Annotated in this window: 14 protein-coding genes; 5 read left to right on the top strand and 9 right to left on the bottom strand. The window is 71.3% G+C overall.

Annotated elements, in window-relative coordinates; all coding sequences use genetic code 11:
* Positions 1–171: 171 nt before the first annotated feature.
* From ilvE to ACH5AO_RS23800, 7 genes are all read right to left on the bottom strand, one after another.
* The gene (gene ilvE, locus ACH5AO_RS23830) at positions 172–1,047 is read right to left on the bottom strand and encodes a branched-chain-amino-acid transaminase (RefSeq protein WP_398927794.1); all 876 of its coding nucleotides are present in this window, start codon (positions 1,045–1,047) and stop codon (positions 172–174) included.
* Positions 1,044–2,924: a putative PEP-binding protein gene (locus tag ACH5AO_RS23825; protein WP_398927792.1), complete on the bottom strand. Its 1,881-nt coding sequence runs from the start codon at positions 2,922–2,924 to the stop codon at positions 1,044–1,046. Before ACH5AO_RS23825 ends, ilvE begins: the two co-directional genes overlap by 4 nt.
* A gap of 129 nt (positions 2,925–3,053) precedes the next feature.
* Positions 3,054–4,505: an L-lactate permease gene (locus ACH5AO_RS23820; RefSeq protein WP_398927790.1), complete on the bottom strand. Its 1,452-nt coding sequence runs from the start codon at positions 4,503–4,505 to the stop codon at positions 3,054–3,056.
* 455 nt (positions 4,506–4,960) lie between these two features.
* Positions 4,961–6,796 (bottom strand): acyl-CoA dehydrogenase, encoded by a 1,836-nt coding sequence (locus ACH5AO_RS23815; RefSeq protein ID WP_398927788.1) that lies wholly within the window; start codon positions 6,794–6,796, stop codon positions 4,961–4,963.
* A gap of 55 nt (positions 6,797–6,851) precedes the next feature.
* A complete protein-coding gene (locus tag ACH5AO_RS23810; RefSeq protein WP_398927786.1) occupies positions 6,852–8,063 on the bottom strand; it encodes a beta-ketoacyl-[acyl-carrier-protein] synthase family protein in 1,212 nt (403 codons plus the stop codon).
* Positions 8,060–8,299 (bottom strand): acyl carrier protein, encoded by a 240-nt coding sequence (locus ACH5AO_RS23805; RefSeq protein ID WP_398927784.1) that lies wholly within the window; start codon positions 8,297–8,299, stop codon positions 8,060–8,062. Before ACH5AO_RS23805 ends, ACH5AO_RS23810 begins: the two co-directional genes overlap by 4 nt.
* A 194-nt stretch (positions 8,300–8,493) precedes the next feature.
* Positions 8,494–9,540: a methyltransferase gene (locus tag ACH5AO_RS23800; protein WP_398927782.1), complete on the bottom strand. Its 1,047-nt coding sequence runs from the start codon at positions 9,538–9,540 to the stop codon at positions 8,494–8,496.
* Positions 9,541–10,011: 471 nt separating this feature from the next.
* Between ACH5AO_RS23800 and ACH5AO_RS23795 the strand changes: the two genes are divergently transcribed.
* The 5 genes from ACH5AO_RS23795 (at position 10,012) to ACH5AO_RS23775 (ending at position 14,818) form a co-directional block, all read left to right on the top strand.
* Complete coding sequence (locus ACH5AO_RS23795) at positions 10,012–10,149, top strand: hypothetical protein (protein WP_398927780.1); 138 nt, start codon at positions 10,012–10,014, stop codon at positions 10,147–10,149.
* 191 nt (positions 10,150–10,340) lie between these two features.
* The gene (locus tag ACH5AO_RS23790; protein WP_398927778.1) at positions 10,341–11,534 is read left to right on the top strand and encodes a YcaO-like family protein; all 1,194 of its coding nucleotides are present in this window, start codon (positions 10,341–10,343) and stop codon (positions 11,532–11,534) included.
* A gap of 74 nt (positions 11,535–11,608) precedes the next feature.
* Positions 11,609–13,003, top strand: coding sequence for a TfuA-like protein (locus ACH5AO_RS23785; RefSeq protein ID WP_398927776.1), 1,395 nt, complete (start codon positions 11,609–11,611; stop codon positions 13,001–13,003).
* On the top strand, positions 12,996–13,580 hold the full coding sequence (locus ACH5AO_RS23780) for a GNAT family N-acetyltransferase (protein ID WP_398927774.1): 585 nt from the start codon (positions 12,996–12,998) through the stop codon (positions 13,578–13,580). Before ACH5AO_RS23785 ends, ACH5AO_RS23780 begins: the two co-directional genes overlap by 8 nt.
* Positions 13,581–14,110: 530 nt before the next feature.
* A complete protein-coding gene (locus ACH5AO_RS23775) occupies positions 14,111–14,818 on the top strand; it encodes a YoaK family protein (protein ID WP_398927772.1) in 708 nt (235 codons plus the stop codon).
* On the opposite strand, the gene ACH5AO_RS23770 is transcribed toward ACH5AO_RS23775, so the two are convergent.
* Positions 14,819–15,583, bottom strand: coding sequence for a hypothetical protein (locus ACH5AO_RS23770; RefSeq protein WP_398927770.1), 765 nt, complete (start codon positions 15,581–15,583; stop codon positions 14,819–14,821).
* A gap of 36 nt (positions 15,584–15,619) precedes the next feature.
* Positions 15,620–16,498 carry a TauD/TfdA dioxygenase family protein gene (locus ACH5AO_RS23765; RefSeq protein WP_398927768.1) on the bottom strand — a complete coding sequence of 293 codons (879 nt, stop codon included), beginning with the start codon at positions 16,496–16,498 and terminating at the stop codon, positions 15,620–15,622.
* Between the last annotated feature and the right edge of the window lie 23 nt (positions 16,499–16,521).

Below are 16,521 nucleotides of genomic sequence, written 5' to 3'. Positions count from 1 at the left end.
CCGGACGACCACAACGAACACTGTGAATAGTGGCATTTCTTTGTGACGATAACACTGATGGCGCGCTCGCCTTCGTGCCGGACGGTGGTCCGACGGGCGGACGGCGGGCTGTCGCGGGCGTCGCCGGGTCCAACGGGCCCCCCGGCCCCGCGCAACGGCGTCAGGCGCGCCTCACAACGGTGTGCCGTGAGCGGGGTCCCGTACCGCCGCCTGGAAGCTCTTGGTGAGCGCGCGGCACACCTCCCCCACCTCGCCGGTTCCCACCGGTACACCGCCCACCCGGGTCACCGGAGCCATCTCCGCGTGGGTGCCCGTGAGGAACACCTCGTCCGCGGTGAGGAGTTCGTAGGGCGAGACGTCCCGCTCCACGACCGGGACGCCGGCCTCCCGGGCCAGCCCGATCACGAAATCACGGGTGATGCCGCGGAGGATCCCGCTGGACTCCCCCGGGGTGAGGAGGATGCCGTCGCGCACCAGGAAGACATTGCACACGGGGGATTCGGAGACGAAGCCCCGCGCGTCCAGCATGATGGCCTCGTCCACGCCCGCCTCCTGGGCTTCGATGCGGGCCAGGACGCTGCCGAGGTAGTTGAGGGACTTGATCTGGGCCGTGGTGGCGTCGACCGCGTTGCGGCGCGTCGTGGCCACGGTGGCCGACAGCCCCGACTGTCCGGCGGAGCCGTGCAGCGGCGGGGTGGGCTCGGCGATCACGATGAGGGTGGGCCGGGGGCAGGAGCGCGGATCGGGTCCGATCTGCCCGGTCCCGCGGGTCACCACCAGCCTGACGTAGGCGTCCCGCAGTCCGTTGCGCCGCACCGTCTCGCACACGGCGTGGCGGATCTCCTCACGGGGAGGGAGGACGAGCCGCAGGCACTTCGCGGACCTGTACAGCCGGTCGATGTGCTGTTCGGCCTGGAAGACCACCGCGTCGTAGACGCGGAGGCCCTCGTAGATGCCGTCGCCGTACAGCAGGCCGTGATCGTAGACCCCGACCCGTGCCGCGTCGTGCGGGACGAAGGCGCCGTCGATGTGGACCAGTCCGGTCATGCGGCCGTACCTCCCGCGGTGATCGCGACCTGGGCGGACGCGAAGAGGGAGGTGAGCATGTTCTGCGGAGCGGTCGTCACATAGCGCAGCCCGAGGGGGACGGCATGGCGCGCCAGCCACTGCGCGGTGTGCCAGTCGCCGGCCAGTTCACCGCCCAGCCCCCACACACGGAGGTCGTGGTCCCCGCCCGTCCTGCCCGCCCTGTGGAGGGCGTCGAGGACGGCGGGCCCGACCACTTCCTCGTCGATGTGCTCGAAGGGGCTGTGTGCCAGCAGGCCCAGCGACACATAGCCGGGGATGATGGTGCGGGCGGCGTCCTCGCGGTGGAAGTTCAGACAGGCGGCGGTGAAATCGTTGCTGCCGATCATGAGACCGTCGAGGCGGGCCGTGTCGCAGGTGAGGCTGAGGAAGTCCTCGACGCGTACGGAGGCGCCGATGGTCTCCAGCATGATGGAGACACCGTCGACCACCGAGGTGTGCTCCCCGAGGACCCGGGGGGCGACGCGGTCGAGCAGGTCGAGGAAGAGGCGGGCCTCGGCGGGCAGCGTGATGGTGGCCAGAAGCAGGCGGACGCGCGGTGCCGGGCCCTGCTCCGCCAGCTCGGCGGCGGCACCGAGCACCGCCTCGAGCCACAGCTCGGCGAGGTCGGGCCGCTGGGTGAACACCCGCATGCCGCGGCATCCCTGGTAGGTCTCGTTCTCGTACCAGGAGGCCGCCGCCGCGGCCACGGCGCCGGGGTCGAGCCGGTGGCGGCCGGCGAAGTCCGCGGCGTCGAAGTCGGACGGGAACAGTTTGTTCCCCGGCATGCACAGCGTACGGATGATGCTCAGCTCGCCGTGCGCCTCGGCGATCACGTCGCGCAGTCGGGCGGTGTGGGTGGTGAGGTAGGCCGCACGTGCCTCGGCGAGGCGCTCCTCACCCAGTACGTCACGGCCGAGCAGGACCAGTCGCAGCAGATCCAGGTGGCGCGGACTGCTCCACATGCGCTCGTCGCGCAACAGACCGATGGCCGCGAGTCCGGAGCGCACCCGGACTCCCGCCTCCGTCTCCTCGGTCCGGGTGTTCAGCGCGCGGGCCGCCGCCACGCCCTCCGGTGTGTGGGCGGTGGTGTACACACGCAGCGGAGCCCGGTCGCGGGCGGCCCGCTTGACCATCTCGAACCCGCGGACCTCCGGCTCGTCCAGCAGGGCGCGGATCCGCGCCGCCTGTTCGCCGTCGAGGAGGGTGTCCTCTCCCCCGTCTATGCCCGCCAGCAACCGGTGGAGGGTTCCCACCGGGGTGGGCTCGGTGCGGGAGGGTACGTCGTAGACGGCACCGGTGGTGGCGTCCAGGCTCACCGCGTGCCCCTCGGTCAGGGTCACCACGGCACCGTCCTCGCCGCGCAGGCGCAGCATACGGTGTGCCTGGTGGGGCACGGTGAGTGTGGTCCCGTCCGGCCCGTCCAGGACCAGGTCCCCCACCGGTGCGGACGGGTCCGTCACGATCTCCCCCGGCACACCGATCACGGTGGGCCGGTTGTCGGAGACGGCCTGCACCGCCGCGAACGCGCTCGGCGCGGGATTCGGCGTGAGGAATCCCGCACACGTGCGGATGGCCGGGAAGTCCTCGGCCGTCCCGTCGTACACCGCGTACACGTAGGGAATGCCGGCGTCGCAGGCGGCCGCGGCGACCTCGGGGTCGAGGACGAGGCAGGCGCTCGCCGCACCGGCGCGGCGGGAGCGGCCGGTGGTCACGGGCCGGCGGTGGCTCACATCGACGAGCCGGTCCGCGAGAAGCGTGCCGAGCATGGTCTCGTCCCAGTACTCCAGGGCCTTCTCGGGCAGGATGCTCCCCTCGGCGACCTGGGAGAGTAATTCCGAAATATAAGAATTTTTCATGTTTTTTCCTTATCGATGTGCCGTGAGCGGCATGGGAGAGGAGGGCAGCACACCATGTCCTGCCCGGTGGGGGTGACCGGCGACGCCCGCGGTGTCAGGACCGCGGGGCGCCGCCGGAGCCTGAGGACGTCATGCGGCGAGCGCGATGACGGAGAGGACGGAGAGGACGGCCGCGTCGATGCCGAGGATCCGCCGGAGCAGCAGACGGCGCTCGGTCTGCTCGGGCCGCGGCCCGTCCTCGCCTCTTTCGCCTCTTTCGCCGGAGGCCAGTTCGAGCGCGAGGACGACACGGGGTACGGCCGCCATGGTCAGCAGGGAGCCGGAGACGTTCTGCACGGCGACCAGGGTGACGGCGGAGTGGTCCAGCACATGGGCGGCCTCGGCCTGGCCGGCGGCGAACATGGCGTTCGCTCCGGTGTTGGATCCGGTGAGGAAGCCGCCCAGCCCTCCGATCCACGGGGCCACCGCCATGTACGGCTGCCCCAGTTGAGCAGCGGCACGGGCCAGTTCCGCACTCATACCGGACACCGTCAGGGTGGACCCGGCCAGCAGGAACAACGCGGTGGTCAGGGCGACCGGCCACCACTGGTTCACCGCCGCCACGAGGGGCTGTCCGCCACCGGCCGCGCCGCCCAGCAGCCGCGGAACGGCGGCGCAGGTCACCAGCAGCCACAGGGCCGGGCTGCCCAGAACGGAGGCGACGGCTCCGGTGGGGAGGCCGAGTACCGCCAGCAGCGACCGGGCCCCCAGCAGTCCGGCCAGCAGCAGCCCGTACGGGGTGAGCACGGTGCGGATCTCCCGGCCGAAACGGGGCCAGGCCCCCTCGCGCCACCGGATCAGCGTGACGGCCGCGAAGACGCCCACCAGTGATCCCAGGGCGCCGGCGAGGGCCGTGCCGGCCACTGCCTGCGCCGCCAGAAGGCCGGCCCACAGCATGCCGGAGACCCAGAGCAGCTCCGGTAACCGGCGCAGAGCGGTACGCCGGCCGCACCCCGTCACCAGCCCCGCCAGACCGCACAGCACGAGCACCGGCAGTGACAGCAGTGCCGAGGCCGTGCCCAGCCGGTCGACATCGACTCCGGTGAGTTCGCCGGCCACCAGCGTCCCGGGTGCCAGCGCACCCCACGGTACGACCACCAGCCCCAGCAGACCCATGGTGGCGGCCTGCAGCCGGCCGAAGCCGAGCCCCACCAGCAGGGGGATGGCCACGACGATACCGATACCGAATCCGGTCACCGACTCCGCGAAGGGTGTGACGCCGAGTCCGATCAGCAGTACCGACCGCGCGCGGTCGGTACTGAAGGTACGGATCCATTCGGCGATGACGGCGTGGGCGCCGGCCGCGGCGAGCTGTCTGTTCAGCAGTGTTCCGCCGAGAAGGATGAGGACCACCTCGACGACCGTGGGAGCGATGTCCTTGTATCCACGGGCCAGTACGGCGGGAGACGAGCCGAAGGCGGCCGCGGCGGTGATCACCGAGAGGACGAGAACCGCCCCTGCCGCACTCGCGGGGCGTAGTCGCCGGGACAGCAGGAGGAGCAGCGCCAACACGGGTGGAGCCGCGGCCAGGACAGTACGCATGAAGCCGACTCATCTCATCGCGGGGTGCGCGAAAGCAGGCGAGCAGCACGGAATCCCGGACGGGAATCCGCGGCCGGGGAAGGACGCCGACTTCTTGTGCCCCGACGCGCAGCAGCATGGAGGGAGAACAAGAAATCACCGGCTTCCCGGCACCACCAGTGGGATCCACCGGTCAGGCGAAATCGTAGAAGACCCCTCACCAAAATGACAACGTGATGGAGGACACCGGAAAATGTTGTCAAACATTGTGGATCGGCGAGGACGGGTGTGCCGGCCCGACCGCTTGAAGCCGTGGATCTCCGTGGCGCGGCAACGGCCGCGGGGCTGACATGGGAAGTCGTCGTGGATGGGGGCGATCCGTCGGGCTCCGCGACGCCTGTACGGACCGCTCGGTGGCACGTTGCCTCAACGACAGGAACACACTGTTGTGAAAGTAACAGTGTGTTCCTGTCCGCTCATGCCGTCGTGTGAGACGCCCTCCCGCCGCTCCACAGGGGAGCCACGTCCTTGCCCCGTGCCTCCCAGGCTTCCGCACGGTCGGGAAGGGTGACCGGCGCGTCGAGGACCTCCTCGTCGATGGCGAAGGCGTCAACGAGTGTTCCCAGGTGGGGCGTCAGCTCCTGGCAGACGGCCGTTCGCTCGGTCTCCAGGGTGCTGAAGGCCTGAGCGGTGAGGTGCCCCTCGGCAAGGTGGGTTCCCGCGTACCGGGACACACGGTCCAGTGCGTAGAGCCGCGCGGTCAGGCGCAGCGCCTCACGGGAGCGCGCGTCCGGGGCCTCGGCGACAGCGGCGAGGAACGCTTCCAGGGCGAGGCGGTCGGCGTGGGCGGTGACGAGTTCCATGGCTTCGGGGATGCAGCGGTTCCACCGGTCGAAGACGGTGCCCTCGCCGAGCGGGCCGCGCAGTACCGCGCGGGCCCGCTCGTAGTGGCAGCTCTCGCGGGCCCGGAAGAGGGAGAGCCAGTCCGGCTCGTCGCCGAGGCCGTCCAGGGCGAGCGGGCCCACGGGTGAGGGCGCGTAGTCCCGGCTGGTGACCAGGTGCCGGCCGGCCGTCAGACGCAGCACCTGGACGTCGCCCTCGGCCGTCAGGAGCCCCTGGAAGAGGCCCAGGTAGTCGGCGACACGATTGGCCGAGAACACGGTGTGGGCTCCGCAGCGTTCGCGGCACTCCTGCACGACCTCGTGGACGGCGGTCACCAGATGGGCCTTGGCGACGATGCCGGCGACCTGGACCGCTGGGTCACTCCGGTCGGGGGCGTCGGCGAGCCGGTCCTTGAACGTGTTGGCCAGGAAGGTCGCCGCGTAGACGGTGGCCAGCGAGCCGAACAGCGACCGCCGCACGTTCTCGAAGTCGAGCATGGGCCGTCGATGACTGCGGAACGCCTTGATCTCGCGGGACTGCGCGTAGCGTGCGAGGACCAGGACGGAGGCCCGCGCGGCGGCGACCGCCGCCGACGAGAGGGCGATCCGGCCGAAGGTGAACCCGGACGAGGTCAGCCGGAAGGCGTCGTGCGGCCCGGCACCGGGCGCGAAGGCGAAGTGCCCTTCGTCGTCGATGTGGGCCCTTCCCCCCGTCAGCCAGCCCTGGAAGGGGACGCGCAGACCGTCGAAGGAGGTGACGGCGTTGTCCATCGGGAAGAACGGCTTGTCCGGCAGCGGCACGATGACGGCTCCGGCCGCGGGGGCGCCGGTGTGGTCCCGCAGGCGGGTGACGAACGGGAAGATGCCGTGCTGGACACCGTCGACGACGAGGCGGGCGGCGACGACGGCGACACGGGGGATCTCCGCGCCGACGTTCGGCATGAACTTGCGTGCGCCGGGGTGCGGGGTGTCCAGGAGGAAGGAACGGGTGGCGTGTTCATAGGTGGCCGTCGTCTCCAGGAACGCGACGTTGGAGCCGCACGCGTACTCGTTGATGAGCAGGACGCCGACGCTGGAGGCGTCGTCGAGGTCGTCCAGGTACGGCCCGAGTTCCTCACGGCCCGCGCCGAGGGTGAGCAGGGCGTCGGTGGTGAGGTTGTAGTGGCCGCTGATGAGGGGCAGCAGGTCGGGTGCGTGCACGCACGCCCACTCGTAGAAGGCGAGCAGCCGGTGCGGATCGTTCAGCAACGCTGTGGCGGGGCCGAGTTCTCCGGCCGCCGTGCGCAGCATGCCGTACGCGAGGTACGTACGCTGATGGTGTGAGAGCCCGTCGGGCCGTGCGAACCGTTCGTCCGCGAACATCCGCTGCATGGGCTCGTACCGGGAGGCGTATCGCCCGCCGTACACCACTTCGGTCAGGGCGTTTGCCATGTCGGCGTTCTCCTTTTCCGTGGGAGGGCCCCACCGTCGGTGGCGCCTGAACGGGCTATTTCGCCATGAGCAGGACGGCGTTGTGGCCGCCGAACCCGAAGGAGTTGCTGGCCGCCAGGTCGATGGCGGCCGGGGTGGTGACGGTGGCGACCTCGATGTCGGCTTCCGGGTCCTGCCGCTCGAGGTTGGCGGTGGCCGGGACGTGCTGGTGGTGCAGGGCCAGAGCGGTGAAGGCGGCCTCTATGGCGCCGGCCGCCCCGAGGGCGTGGCCTGTGACCCCTTTGGTGGAGGTCGTCAGGGCGGACGGGAAGAAGTCCTTGATGTACCGGGCCTCCACGGCGTCGCTGAGCCGGGTGGCACTGCCGTGCGCGTTGACGTGCCCCACCTCCTTCGGGGAGACTCCGGCGTCCTCGCAGGCGATACGGGCGGCTGTCCGGGCGCCGAGTCCCTCGGGGTGCGGTGAGGTGACGTGGTGGCCGTCGGCGGAGTTGCCGTAGCCGACGATGCCGGCCCATGGCCGGGCACCGCGGGCCTCGGCGTCGGCGGGACGTTCCAGTACGAGGATCCCGGCGCCTTCGGCCATGACGAACCCGTCCCGGTCCGCGGCGAAGGGCCTGGACGCGGCCGAGGGCCGGTCATTGCGGGTGGACAGTGTCCGCATCCGCGCGAAGCCGGAGACGAACAACGGCGTGATGGCGGCCTCGGAGCCGCCGGCGATCACGATGTCGCACTGGTCCGAGTCGAGCAGGTCCCGGGCGACTCCGATGGCCGTGGCCCCGGAGGCGCAGGCGGTCGATACGACGAGGTTGGGACCTGTGGCGTTGAACTGCATGGCGATGACGCCCGCGACCATGTTCACCAGATGCATGGGGAGGAACATGGCCGAGACCGCCCCGGGCCCTCCGCTGTGCAGCCTCCCGTTCTGTTCGGCCGCCGTCCGGGCGCCGCCGACGCAGCTGCCGATGACCACGCCGACCCTCGCGGACTCCCATACGGCGGCGTCGAGGCCGGCGTCCGCTATGGCTTCCTGGGCGGCCACGAGGGCGAACTGCACAACGGGGTCGAACTGCCAGTGAAGGCGCTTGCCCAAGTGTGCGGCCGGGTCGAAATCCGGTACCCGGCAGGAGAACGTGACGGGCAGCCCCTCCAGTTCCGGGTCGGTGGCCGCTGTGGACCGTGCGGCACAGATCCGCTCCCAGTTGGCCGCCTTGCCGATGCCGGCCGGCGTGACCAGGCCGATACCGGTGACCGAGACCGGACCCTTCATGCGGTCTTCTCTCCCTCTTCGGCGAGCATTTCGGCGATCGCTCGCAGCGTGCTGCCCCCGAACCGCGAGTCGTCGACGGGAACGCCGAGGACTTCCTGGAGCACGTCGGCGACTTCCACGGCGGCAAGCGAGTCGAGTTCCAGGTCGGCGAGAGTGGAATCCGGTGTGATGTCTCCCGGGTCGACCCCGAACTTCTCTCCCAGAACCACCTTGATCTGCTCGTATATTTCGTTCATGGACCGCTCTCCCATCATTTCTTGGAATTCGTCCGAGGAAACTCTCCCCGACGACGGAACATCGGGCTCATGTGAACGGCTTGCCGCGACTGGCACTCCGGCTCGACCCGTCCGTGGCTCCACAGCACCTCGCGCGTCGTGTTTCAGCACACTGACTGCTCCGCACGCGGCCGAGGGACACCAGGACAGGTCGGCTAGGGTTTGCGGGCGACGAGTGCCGCGTTCCCGTGGGGCGCGTCGAACGGTGCTGTGCTGATTCCGCTGAATCCGGCGTCGGTGAGCCACGATGCGTACTCGGCCCCCGAGTAGTTCATGCCTCGCTCGGTCTCGACGAGCATGTTCATTCCCATGAGCGCCGCGGCGGGCGAGCCGGTGCGTGACGAGTTCAGCAACAACTCGCAGATGACGACGGCGCCGTTCGACGGAAGTGCCTTCCAGCACTTCCGCAGCAGCTCGCGGTTGGCCTGCTCATCCCAGTTGTGCAGAACCGAGCTCAGGAGAATCACGTCGTACCCGCCGGGCAGAGCGGCATCCTTCCGGAAATCACCGGCGAGGGTGTCGACCACGCCGTCCAGCCCGGATTCGGATATCTTCGCCGCCGCGATGTCACAGACGTGTGCCAGGTCGAACACGGTGGCGGTCAGATGCGGGTAGCGCTTGCACAGCTCGATGGAGTAGACGCCCGACCCGCCTCCCACGTCGAGCAGTCGCGTATGGGATCCGAAATCATGGGCGGCACCCAGAGACCGGGCCGTGGAATACCCTACGGAGTGCATGGCTTCCCAGAAGTGTTGCATCATCATGGGGTCTTCCTGGGTGAACAGTGAATCCTTGGCATCGGGATCCCAGGTCACCGGACGATCGGTCCGCAGTGCGCGGACGACGTCATGCCACGGAAGGTACTCGCGCCGGTCGAGAAATGTGATGTAGCCGCCGAAGCAGCTCGGCCGGCCGGCCACGAGGAACTCTTCGGCCAACGGAGAGTTCCGATACTTTTCTCCGTCCTTTTCCAGCAGACCCAGCGCGGCACTCGCCGCCAGGAATATGCCGGCCGGTCGGATTTTTATTCCGAACTCGGCCGCCGCTTCCTCGATCGAGACGGACCGTCCGCCGGCGAGCCGGGTGAACACCCCCAACTCCACTCCGGCGGCGACCGTCTTGGAAGCCCAGAACCCTGTGGCCAACTCCATCAGGGGGGCCGGCGAAAGATCTCCGCCGTCATTCTTCGACAGATCAACCATCGTTTCTCACTCTCCAGGGATTCCGGTACCAAGTGACGAGATGGGCGCCGAGACCCGTTTCGGGCAGGGGAGCAGCCCCCCGAGGGGTGATCATGAGCATGACCCATCCCCGCGGACGGCGGACGGCAGTCGTGGCACAGGCAAGCTAGCGGACACGGCCGCCGGGCACAGCGTGACGAGTGCCACGATTCAAAAAGCGTGTGACGGGGCAACTGCCCTCTCTTCACACCTTGTGCATCCACCAGGAGCCGGGACCGCACGGGCGGTCACCGTCCGCCCCTCCGCGGACAGCGGTGGTCCTCATTCAGCCAGCGGTAGGCCTGTTTCGGCCGGTCACTTGTGATACCACGACATCACCTGTCACTCTCGGATGACTCCAAGCAACATGTTGTGATGAGGAGGACGCCCCGCGTTCTCCTCGTCCGTGGTCCCGTTTCGATCAGCCGCAATCACACGTTCGAGGAGAAACCAATGAGTGACACGATGCAGCTGCCGCCTCCCGTCGAGATCGACGAGCTCTTCCAGGACGCGGATGTTCCGGAGTTCACCGCCCTCCTGCTGACCGCGACGGAGAACGGGCCCGAGGCCGACGAGCTGAGCGCCCTGTAGCCCCGCCCCGCAACAGCCCAAGGGCCCGGTCGGTGGTCACCGCACGGCCACGGCCGGGCCCGTCAGCGCCTTCCCCTCGCCGGTGGTGCCCGCACACGGCCGCACCCGGCGCCCAGCCCCAGTCCCCGCACGAGTGACCGGGAACCGGCCTCGCCGGAGTCCGGCGTCGCACCACACCCCAGCGAGAGGTCATGAACCCGTCCGTTCACCACACCCCCCGCGCGCCCGCGGCCCGCCCCGGCGGCCCGGGCCTGGCCGTGACGGCGGGCACCCACCGGGTGCGGCGCCCCGAGGAGACCTGGGAGTGGATACGGCCCCTGCTCCCCCGGTGCGGTATCACCCGGGTCGCCGAGGTCACCTGGCTGGACGACATCGGCATCCCCGTCTTCCAGGCGATACGCCCCAACGCCCGCACCCTGTCGGTCTCCCAGGGCAAGGGGATCACCCGCGAGCTGGCACGGGTGTCCGCCGCGATGGAGGCCGTCGAGCTGTGGCACTCCGAACATCCGGTACTGCCCACCGTGACGCACACGGTGGAGGAGGTGCGGGCGGATCTGGGCTACCGGGTCGACGCCCTGCCGCTGGCGCCCCGCCACCATCTGGGCCCCGACTGCCGCCTGGACTGGTACCCCGCCGCCCGGGTCCGAGACGGGCGGCGCTCCCTGCTGCCGGCCTCCTTGCTGCGGCTCGACGCACGTGTCGCCGGGCGCTGGGCGGCCCCGTCCTTCCGGGCCACCAGCAACGGGCTGGCCGGCGGGAACACCGTGGAGGAGGCCCTGCTGCACGCCATGTACGAGGTGATCGAGAGGGACGCCTCGGCCCGCGCCAGGCGGCACGGCACGGCGCGCGAGGTCGATCCCTCCTCGGTGGACGACCCCTCCGCACGCGATCTGCTCGCGCGCTTCGCCGCGGCCGGGGTGCGGGTGCGCATGCGGTTCCTGCCGAGCCCCTTCGGCGTCCCGACGTTCGACGCCGTCATCAAGAGCGCCACCTTCCCCGTGGGGTGCGGAGGGGCCGGTACGCACCTCGACCCCGGTGTCGCCCTGTGCCGGGCGCTCACCGAGGCGGCCCAGTCACGGGCGACCGCCATCGCGGGCGCGCGTGACGACATCGGCCCGGAGCCCTACCGCGACACGTCCCGCACCCCGGCCGACGTCCCGCCGGCCCCGCCCCTCGCGGCGGCGTGCGACGACACGCGTGTCACCTGGCCCTCCGTGGCGTCGCCGTCCTTCGGCGACCTGCGCGAGGTGACGGCTCATGTGGCGGACGTCATCGAGTCGGTGACGGGGTTCGCCCCGCTCCACATCGACCTGACGCGACCCGGGATCGGCATCCCGGTCGTGCACGTCGTATGCCCCGGCGCGCTCGCCGGCCCGGGGCACTGAGGTACCACGGGCCACTGTGCCCCCGCGATCCTCGTGCACCGTGTGAACGCCGTACCGAAGAGAGGCCGACGACCGTGCCCCGTACGTACTGCTTCATCGGCCCCAGCCTTCCCGGCGCGGCCGCGCTGACGGAGGGTTCGCCCGTCCGCCTGCTGCCTCCCGTGGCGGCGGGCGACCTCCTGCGTCTCGACGTGCGTGCCGGTGACACGGTGGGCATCGTCGACGGTTACTTCCACCAGTCCGGATCCGTCCGGCACAAGGAGATCCTGCATCTGCTCGACCAGGGGGTACGGGTCGTGGGGGCCGCCAGCATGGGTGCCCTGCGCGCCGTCGAACTGGAGCCCTTCGGCATGGAGGGCCTCGGGCGGGTCCATGCCGCGTACAAGGCGGGTCTGCTGGAGGCCGATGACGAGGTGACGCTGCTGCACGCCACGGCGGAGGACGACTACCGGGCGGTCTCGGAGCCGCTCGTGTGCATGCGCGCCACCTTCGCCGAGGCGGTCCGTCACGGGGTGTGCGACGCCGCGGCGGCCGCGCGGCTCGTCGACGTGTTCGCCCGGCGGCCCTTCGGTCTGCGGTCCTACGCGGCGTTGCCGCAGGCGGCGGCCGAAGCGGGCATGACCCCGGCCGCGGCACGGTCCTTGCGACGGTACTGCGTGGATCACCGGCAGGACCCCAAGCGTGAGGACGCCCTGCTGCTGCTGTCCCGCCTCGGCCGCTCCTCCGACGCGCGGCGGCCCGCCCCCCGTCCCCGGCGGCCCGTGACCCACCGGACGTCCTTCCTCTACGCCTGGCAGCTCGCCGCCCGGCACGGCGACGCCCGGAGCGGTGCGCTCGGACTGCTGCGCGCCGTACAGCTGTTCGCCGAGGACTACCCCGCGCACCACCGCCTCATGGCGCTGCGCGCCCTTGCCTCCCGGTGCGCCGGGGAGTGCGGTGCCGAGGTGCCCGAGGGTTCGGAGGCGGCGTACGCGGTGCGGCACGGAGCGCATGCCGGTCTCTACGGACTGCCGCCCAGGGCGGAGCGGCTCGGCTTCCTGGCCGGCTGGACGGCTGAATCGGAGGGGGAACTGCCCCTGTCCGAACGGCTCGTGCTGTTCCTGGTCCGGTCCAGCCGCACGTCCCTGCGGGTGCCCTGGGACGAGATGGCCATGCGCGTACTGGACGGCGGGACCGTTCGTGCCGGGGCGCGGGAGATCGTGGAACGGGCCTGGAGGTTCAACGACGCCTGCGGTCTCGGCGGTCCGCGCAGACGTGTCGAGAACCTGCGCCGGGACAAGGTGGCCGAGCTGCTGGCGAAGCGGTGGCGGACACCGCTCGCCGATCTCGAACTGGCGGCGCTGGACCGGGGGTTCGCCTCGCTGGACCAGGCGGTGGTCGCCGCCCGTCCGTTCTACCTGCTCGCCCGGTACGACCCGGACGCCGTGCGACTGCCCCCCGTGGCACCGCGGGGGCGGCGCGGTGCGTGAGGTCCCGGCCGGGCAGCGCGGTCCCGCCGGCGTCCCCGTCCCGCCGCTGTCGCTGCGCGGTCACGGGCTCGTGCTCCGGCAGTGGCGTGAGGACGACGCGGCGAGCATGCAGGAGCTCTTCGGCGATCCGGCCCTCGCGGCGGCGATGAACCTTCCCGTGCCGTTCGACGCCGCCGCCTTCATCGCCGCGCTCCCCGGCGCGCGCCGGGCGGGCCACCATCATCTCGCCATCACCGAGGGCACGGACGTCCCGCTGGGCCTGTTCTTCCTCTGGCCCGAACGCGGCGTACTGGGGTACGGAGTGGGAGCCGGGCACCGGGGCCGGCGGCTCGCCGTACGCGCGCTGCGGCTGGCGACCGTCTTCTGCCACGGGGAACTGGGGGTGACGGAGCTGCTCCTGCCGATCTTCCCGGACAACCTTCCCTCGCAGGCCGTGGCCGCGGGCGCCGGCTACCGGGACCTGGGAGGGTCCGTGGACGTCACCGCCCCCGGCGGAGACGGACGGGGACGCGCGGACCTGTGGGTGCACCGTGCGGGGTGGCCGGTCCCGGGCGGGAAGCCGTCCCCCGGCGGATGACGACGGCGGCCGGCGCCGGGCCTGCCTCCTGTCCCCGTCACGGACCCGCCGGACACCGCGGCCGCGCGTCCACCGGGATGAACAGCACAGGAACGATGTGATGACACGCGCCGCCCCGCCCTCCGGCCCGTGTACGATCACGCAGTGTATCCGTTGATCCCGCGACGGCACCTGACGACAGTGGGAGTACGGGAGACCTGTGCGCGGGTGCTCCCGGTGCCGTTCACCGATGCCCGGGGGACAGCGCGCGTTCTCCTCGCGGCGTGATGTGCGGGGACCGGACCGGCCGTCCTGGGTGAAGACGGTCCCGGACGGCATCGGATCCGCCGTCGGTGCCCACGTGCCGCGGGGCCTCCACGAGCCGTGCCGGACCGGGCGCGCGGTGCCGCGGTCGGGGTGGCCGGGTGCGCGGCGCTCTGTGCGCATCACCTGTTTTCCCGTCCCCCGGCGTCGACGAGGACGCCGGTCCTCCACCGGACGCGCCCGATCATGGCGGAGCGCGTCCCCGACGTTTCGTCCTCACCTGCCTCATGCACTTACTTCTGACGCGTGCGTCCACGCGCCTGCTGCCCGATGCCCCCGCCCACCACGGACCCTTACCGCCGTTACTGGTGGTGCTGACCTTCGTCACCGGACTCGTGGACGCCGTCAGCTGCCTCGGCCTGGGGCACATCTTCGTCGCCAACATGACGGGCAACGTGGTGTTCCTCGGCTTCGCCCTGGCGGGCGACCCGCAGTCGTCCGCCGGGTCCTCCGTACTCGCCCTGCTGGCCTTCACGGCGGGGGCGCTCACCGGACGGCGGCTTCCGCGTCTGCTTCCGCGAGCCGTTTCCCCCTTCCCGGCCCTGATCTGCGCGCATGCCGCGCTGGTGGCCGCCGCGTGCGTGGCCGGCCTCGCCGGATGGGGGCCCCGCACGCTGATCACCCTGCTCGCCATGGGGATGGGCATGCAGAACATGGTGGTGCGCAAGCTCGCCGTACCCGACCTCACCACCACCATCCTGACGCTCACCCTGACCGGACTCGCCTCCGAACGGCCGGGGCCGGCGGCCGGACGCCGCGCGGTGTCCATCACGGTCATGTTCCTCGGGGCCCTGGTCGGCGGTTTCCTCCAGCTGCGTTTCGGTTGTGCCGCCGCCCTCGCGCCGGCCGCCCTGCTGCTGCTGTCGGTCGCCCTGCTGGCGGCACGGCCCGGCTGCCCGGTCGGGTCCGCCCCGCCCCCTGCGCGGCGGCCCTGATCACGAACGGCTCCGTGCCGACGGGTCCGCGGTGCCGGCGACGGCGTCCGCGAAGCCCTCCGCCAGCGACGTCCGCACGGATGTGTCCGGCAGAGCGGTGCCGTCCTCCCCGCGGACCGGTGCGGCCGCAGCCCGGACGACGGCCCGCAGCTGAGCGCCCGGGAACGTGCCGGCGTACGCCTGCCAGTCGTCCGCCGCGTACGCGCGGGCCAGTGCGTCACCGACCGCCCGGGCGTGGGCCTCGGCGAAGGCGTCCGCGTTCGCGTCGGTGCTCAGCTCGGCGTACCGGTGACCGTAGGCATCGGCGTCCCCGGGGGAGTATCCGCCTGCGAGGGCGTAGTCGCGGGCGTTGTGGTGTGCCTCGGTGTACGCGCTCGCCCGGTCGTACGCGCCCTGGTACGTCGCCAGCAGCACGGGCCGCAGCGCGGTCCGCCACGTCTCCTGTCCGACCCTGGTGTCCGCGGCCGCGCGGTGCAGGTCCGCCAGCGCCGTGAGACCGGCCGCCCGGCCGTCCGCGAAGGCCGGGGCGAGCAGGGGGAGGACCGTGCCGGCCTGCCAGACGTGGACGACGCGCAGACCGGCCGGCCGCGTTCCCGCGGCCAGGGCCCGCCGGATGCGGCGCGTCCAGGACTCCCGGGCGTCGGGGGGCAGTTGCTCGTACAGCACGCCCGTCAGCTGCCACAGCGCCTCGGGGACCGGCGGCCCGCCGGTGGGACGGGCCCGTAGGCCCACCACGAAGGCCTCGTCGTCGTCGGTCGATTTCATGAAGGGCCTCGTTCCTGCGCGGTGGGCCGCGGCGTCTCAGGCCTGCGGGCGGGTGCCGTCGATGGCCACGCGGCGGCCGTAGCGGGTGTGCGGGAAGTAGTCCCAGACGGCGTGGTGCTGCACACAGCGGTTGTCCCACAGGACCAGGGTCCGCGGCTGCCAGCGCACCCGGCAGTGCAGCAGGGGGGTCCGGGCGATGTGGGCGTACAGCAGGTTCAGCAGGGCGTCGCTCTCGGCCCGCGACAGCTGGGTGATGCGGGAGGTGTAGGGGGCGTTGACGAAGAGGAGCTTGCGGCCGGTGTCGGGGTGGCGGGGCACGACCGGGTGTTCGTTGCGCGGGACCTCGTACTCCGGTGGGGGGGTCTGGCCGGCGGCCGTCCAGGGCAGGGCGCCGTCGTGGACCGCGGTCAGTCCGTCGAGGAAGGCCCGCATGGCCGGGGAGAGCAGTTCGTAGGCGAGGTGCATGTTGGCGAACATGGTGTCGCCGCCGCTGCCGCCCGCGGGAACCGTGGTGATGTGCAGCATGGAGCCGAGGGAGGGCTCGGCGTCGGCGGTGCCGTCGGCGTGCCAGCCGTTGCCCGCCACCGCCCGCGACTCACCGGTGGCCTTGATCTCCAGGATGTACGGGTCGGAGTCCTCGGCCGCGAGTGCCACGGGGTGCAGTTCCCCGAAGAGGCCGGCGAACCGCTTGTGCTGTTCGGCCGTGATGTCCTGGTCGCGGAAGACCAGGACGTGGTGGGTCAGGAACGCGTGCTTGACCTCCTTCTCCTGCTGGGGTGTCAGCTCCCGGGTCAGGTCCAGGCCGGACACCTCGGCGCCCAGCAGCGGGGTGATCGGGTCGACCGAGAGGGTGTCGTAGGGCTCGGCCGGGCGGGTGGTCAGGCGCTCGACGGCCTGCAGTGCGTACTCCTCCATGGAGGCCTCCTTGGGACGGATGG

The sequence above is a fragment of the Streptomyces sp. NPDC018964 genome, from assembly GCF_044390325.1.
In the GTDB taxonomy this organism is placed as follows: Bacteria; Actinomycetota; Actinomycetes; order Streptomycetales; family Streptomycetaceae; genus Streptomyces.
The sequence above is the reverse complement of the archived record's forward strand: the minus strand, read 5'-3'. Positions and strand labels throughout refer to the sequence as shown.

Excerpts from the sequence above, each read along its gene's own strand:
- ilvE (WP_398927794.1), bottom strand. The coding sequence starts at position 1,047 with ATGACCGGACTGGTCCACATCGACGGCGCCTTCGTCCCGCACGACGCG.
- ACH5AO_RS23825 (WP_398927792.1), bottom strand. The coding sequence starts at position 2,924 with ATGAAAAATTCTTATATTTCGGAATTACTCTCCCAGGTCGCCGAGGGG.
- ACH5AO_RS23820 (WP_398927790.1), bottom strand. The coding sequence starts at position 4,505 with ATGCGTACTGTCCTGGCCGCGGCTCCACCCGTGTTGGCGCTGCTCCTC.
- ACH5AO_RS23815 (WP_398927788.1), bottom strand. The coding sequence starts at position 6,796 with ATGGCAAACGCCCTGACCGAAGTGGTGTACGGCGGGCGATACGCCTCC.
- ACH5AO_RS23810 (WP_398927786.1), bottom strand. The coding sequence starts at position 8,063 with ATGAAGGGTCCGGTCTCGGTCACCGGTATCGGCCTGGTCACGCCGGCC.
- ACH5AO_RS23805 (WP_398927784.1), bottom strand. The coding sequence starts at position 8,299 with ATGAACGAAATATACGAGCAGATCAAGGTGGTTCTGGGAGAGAAGTTC.
- ACH5AO_RS23800 (WP_398927782.1), bottom strand. The coding sequence starts at position 9,540 with ATGGTTGATCTGTCGAAGAATGACGGCGGAGATCTTTCGCCGGCCCCC.
- ACH5AO_RS23795 (WP_398927780.1), top strand. The coding sequence starts at position 10,012 with ATGAGTGACACGATGCAGCTGCCGCCTCCCGTCGAGATCGACGAGCTC.
- ACH5AO_RS23790 (WP_398927778.1), top strand. The coding sequence starts at position 10,341 with ATGAACCCGTCCGTTCACCACACCCCCCGCGCGCCCGCGGCCCGCCCC.
- ACH5AO_RS23775 (WP_398927772.1), top strand. The coding sequence starts at position 14,111 with ATGCACTTACTTCTGACGCGTGCGTCCACGCGCCTGCTGCCCGATGCC.
- ACH5AO_RS23770 (WP_398927770.1), bottom strand. The coding sequence starts at position 15,583 with ATGAAATCGACCGACGACGACGAGGCCTTCGTGGTGGGCCTACGGGCC.
- ACH5AO_RS23765 (WP_398927768.1), bottom strand. The coding sequence starts at position 16,498 with ATGGAGGAGTACGCACTGCAGGCCGTCGAGCGCCTGACCACCCGCCCG.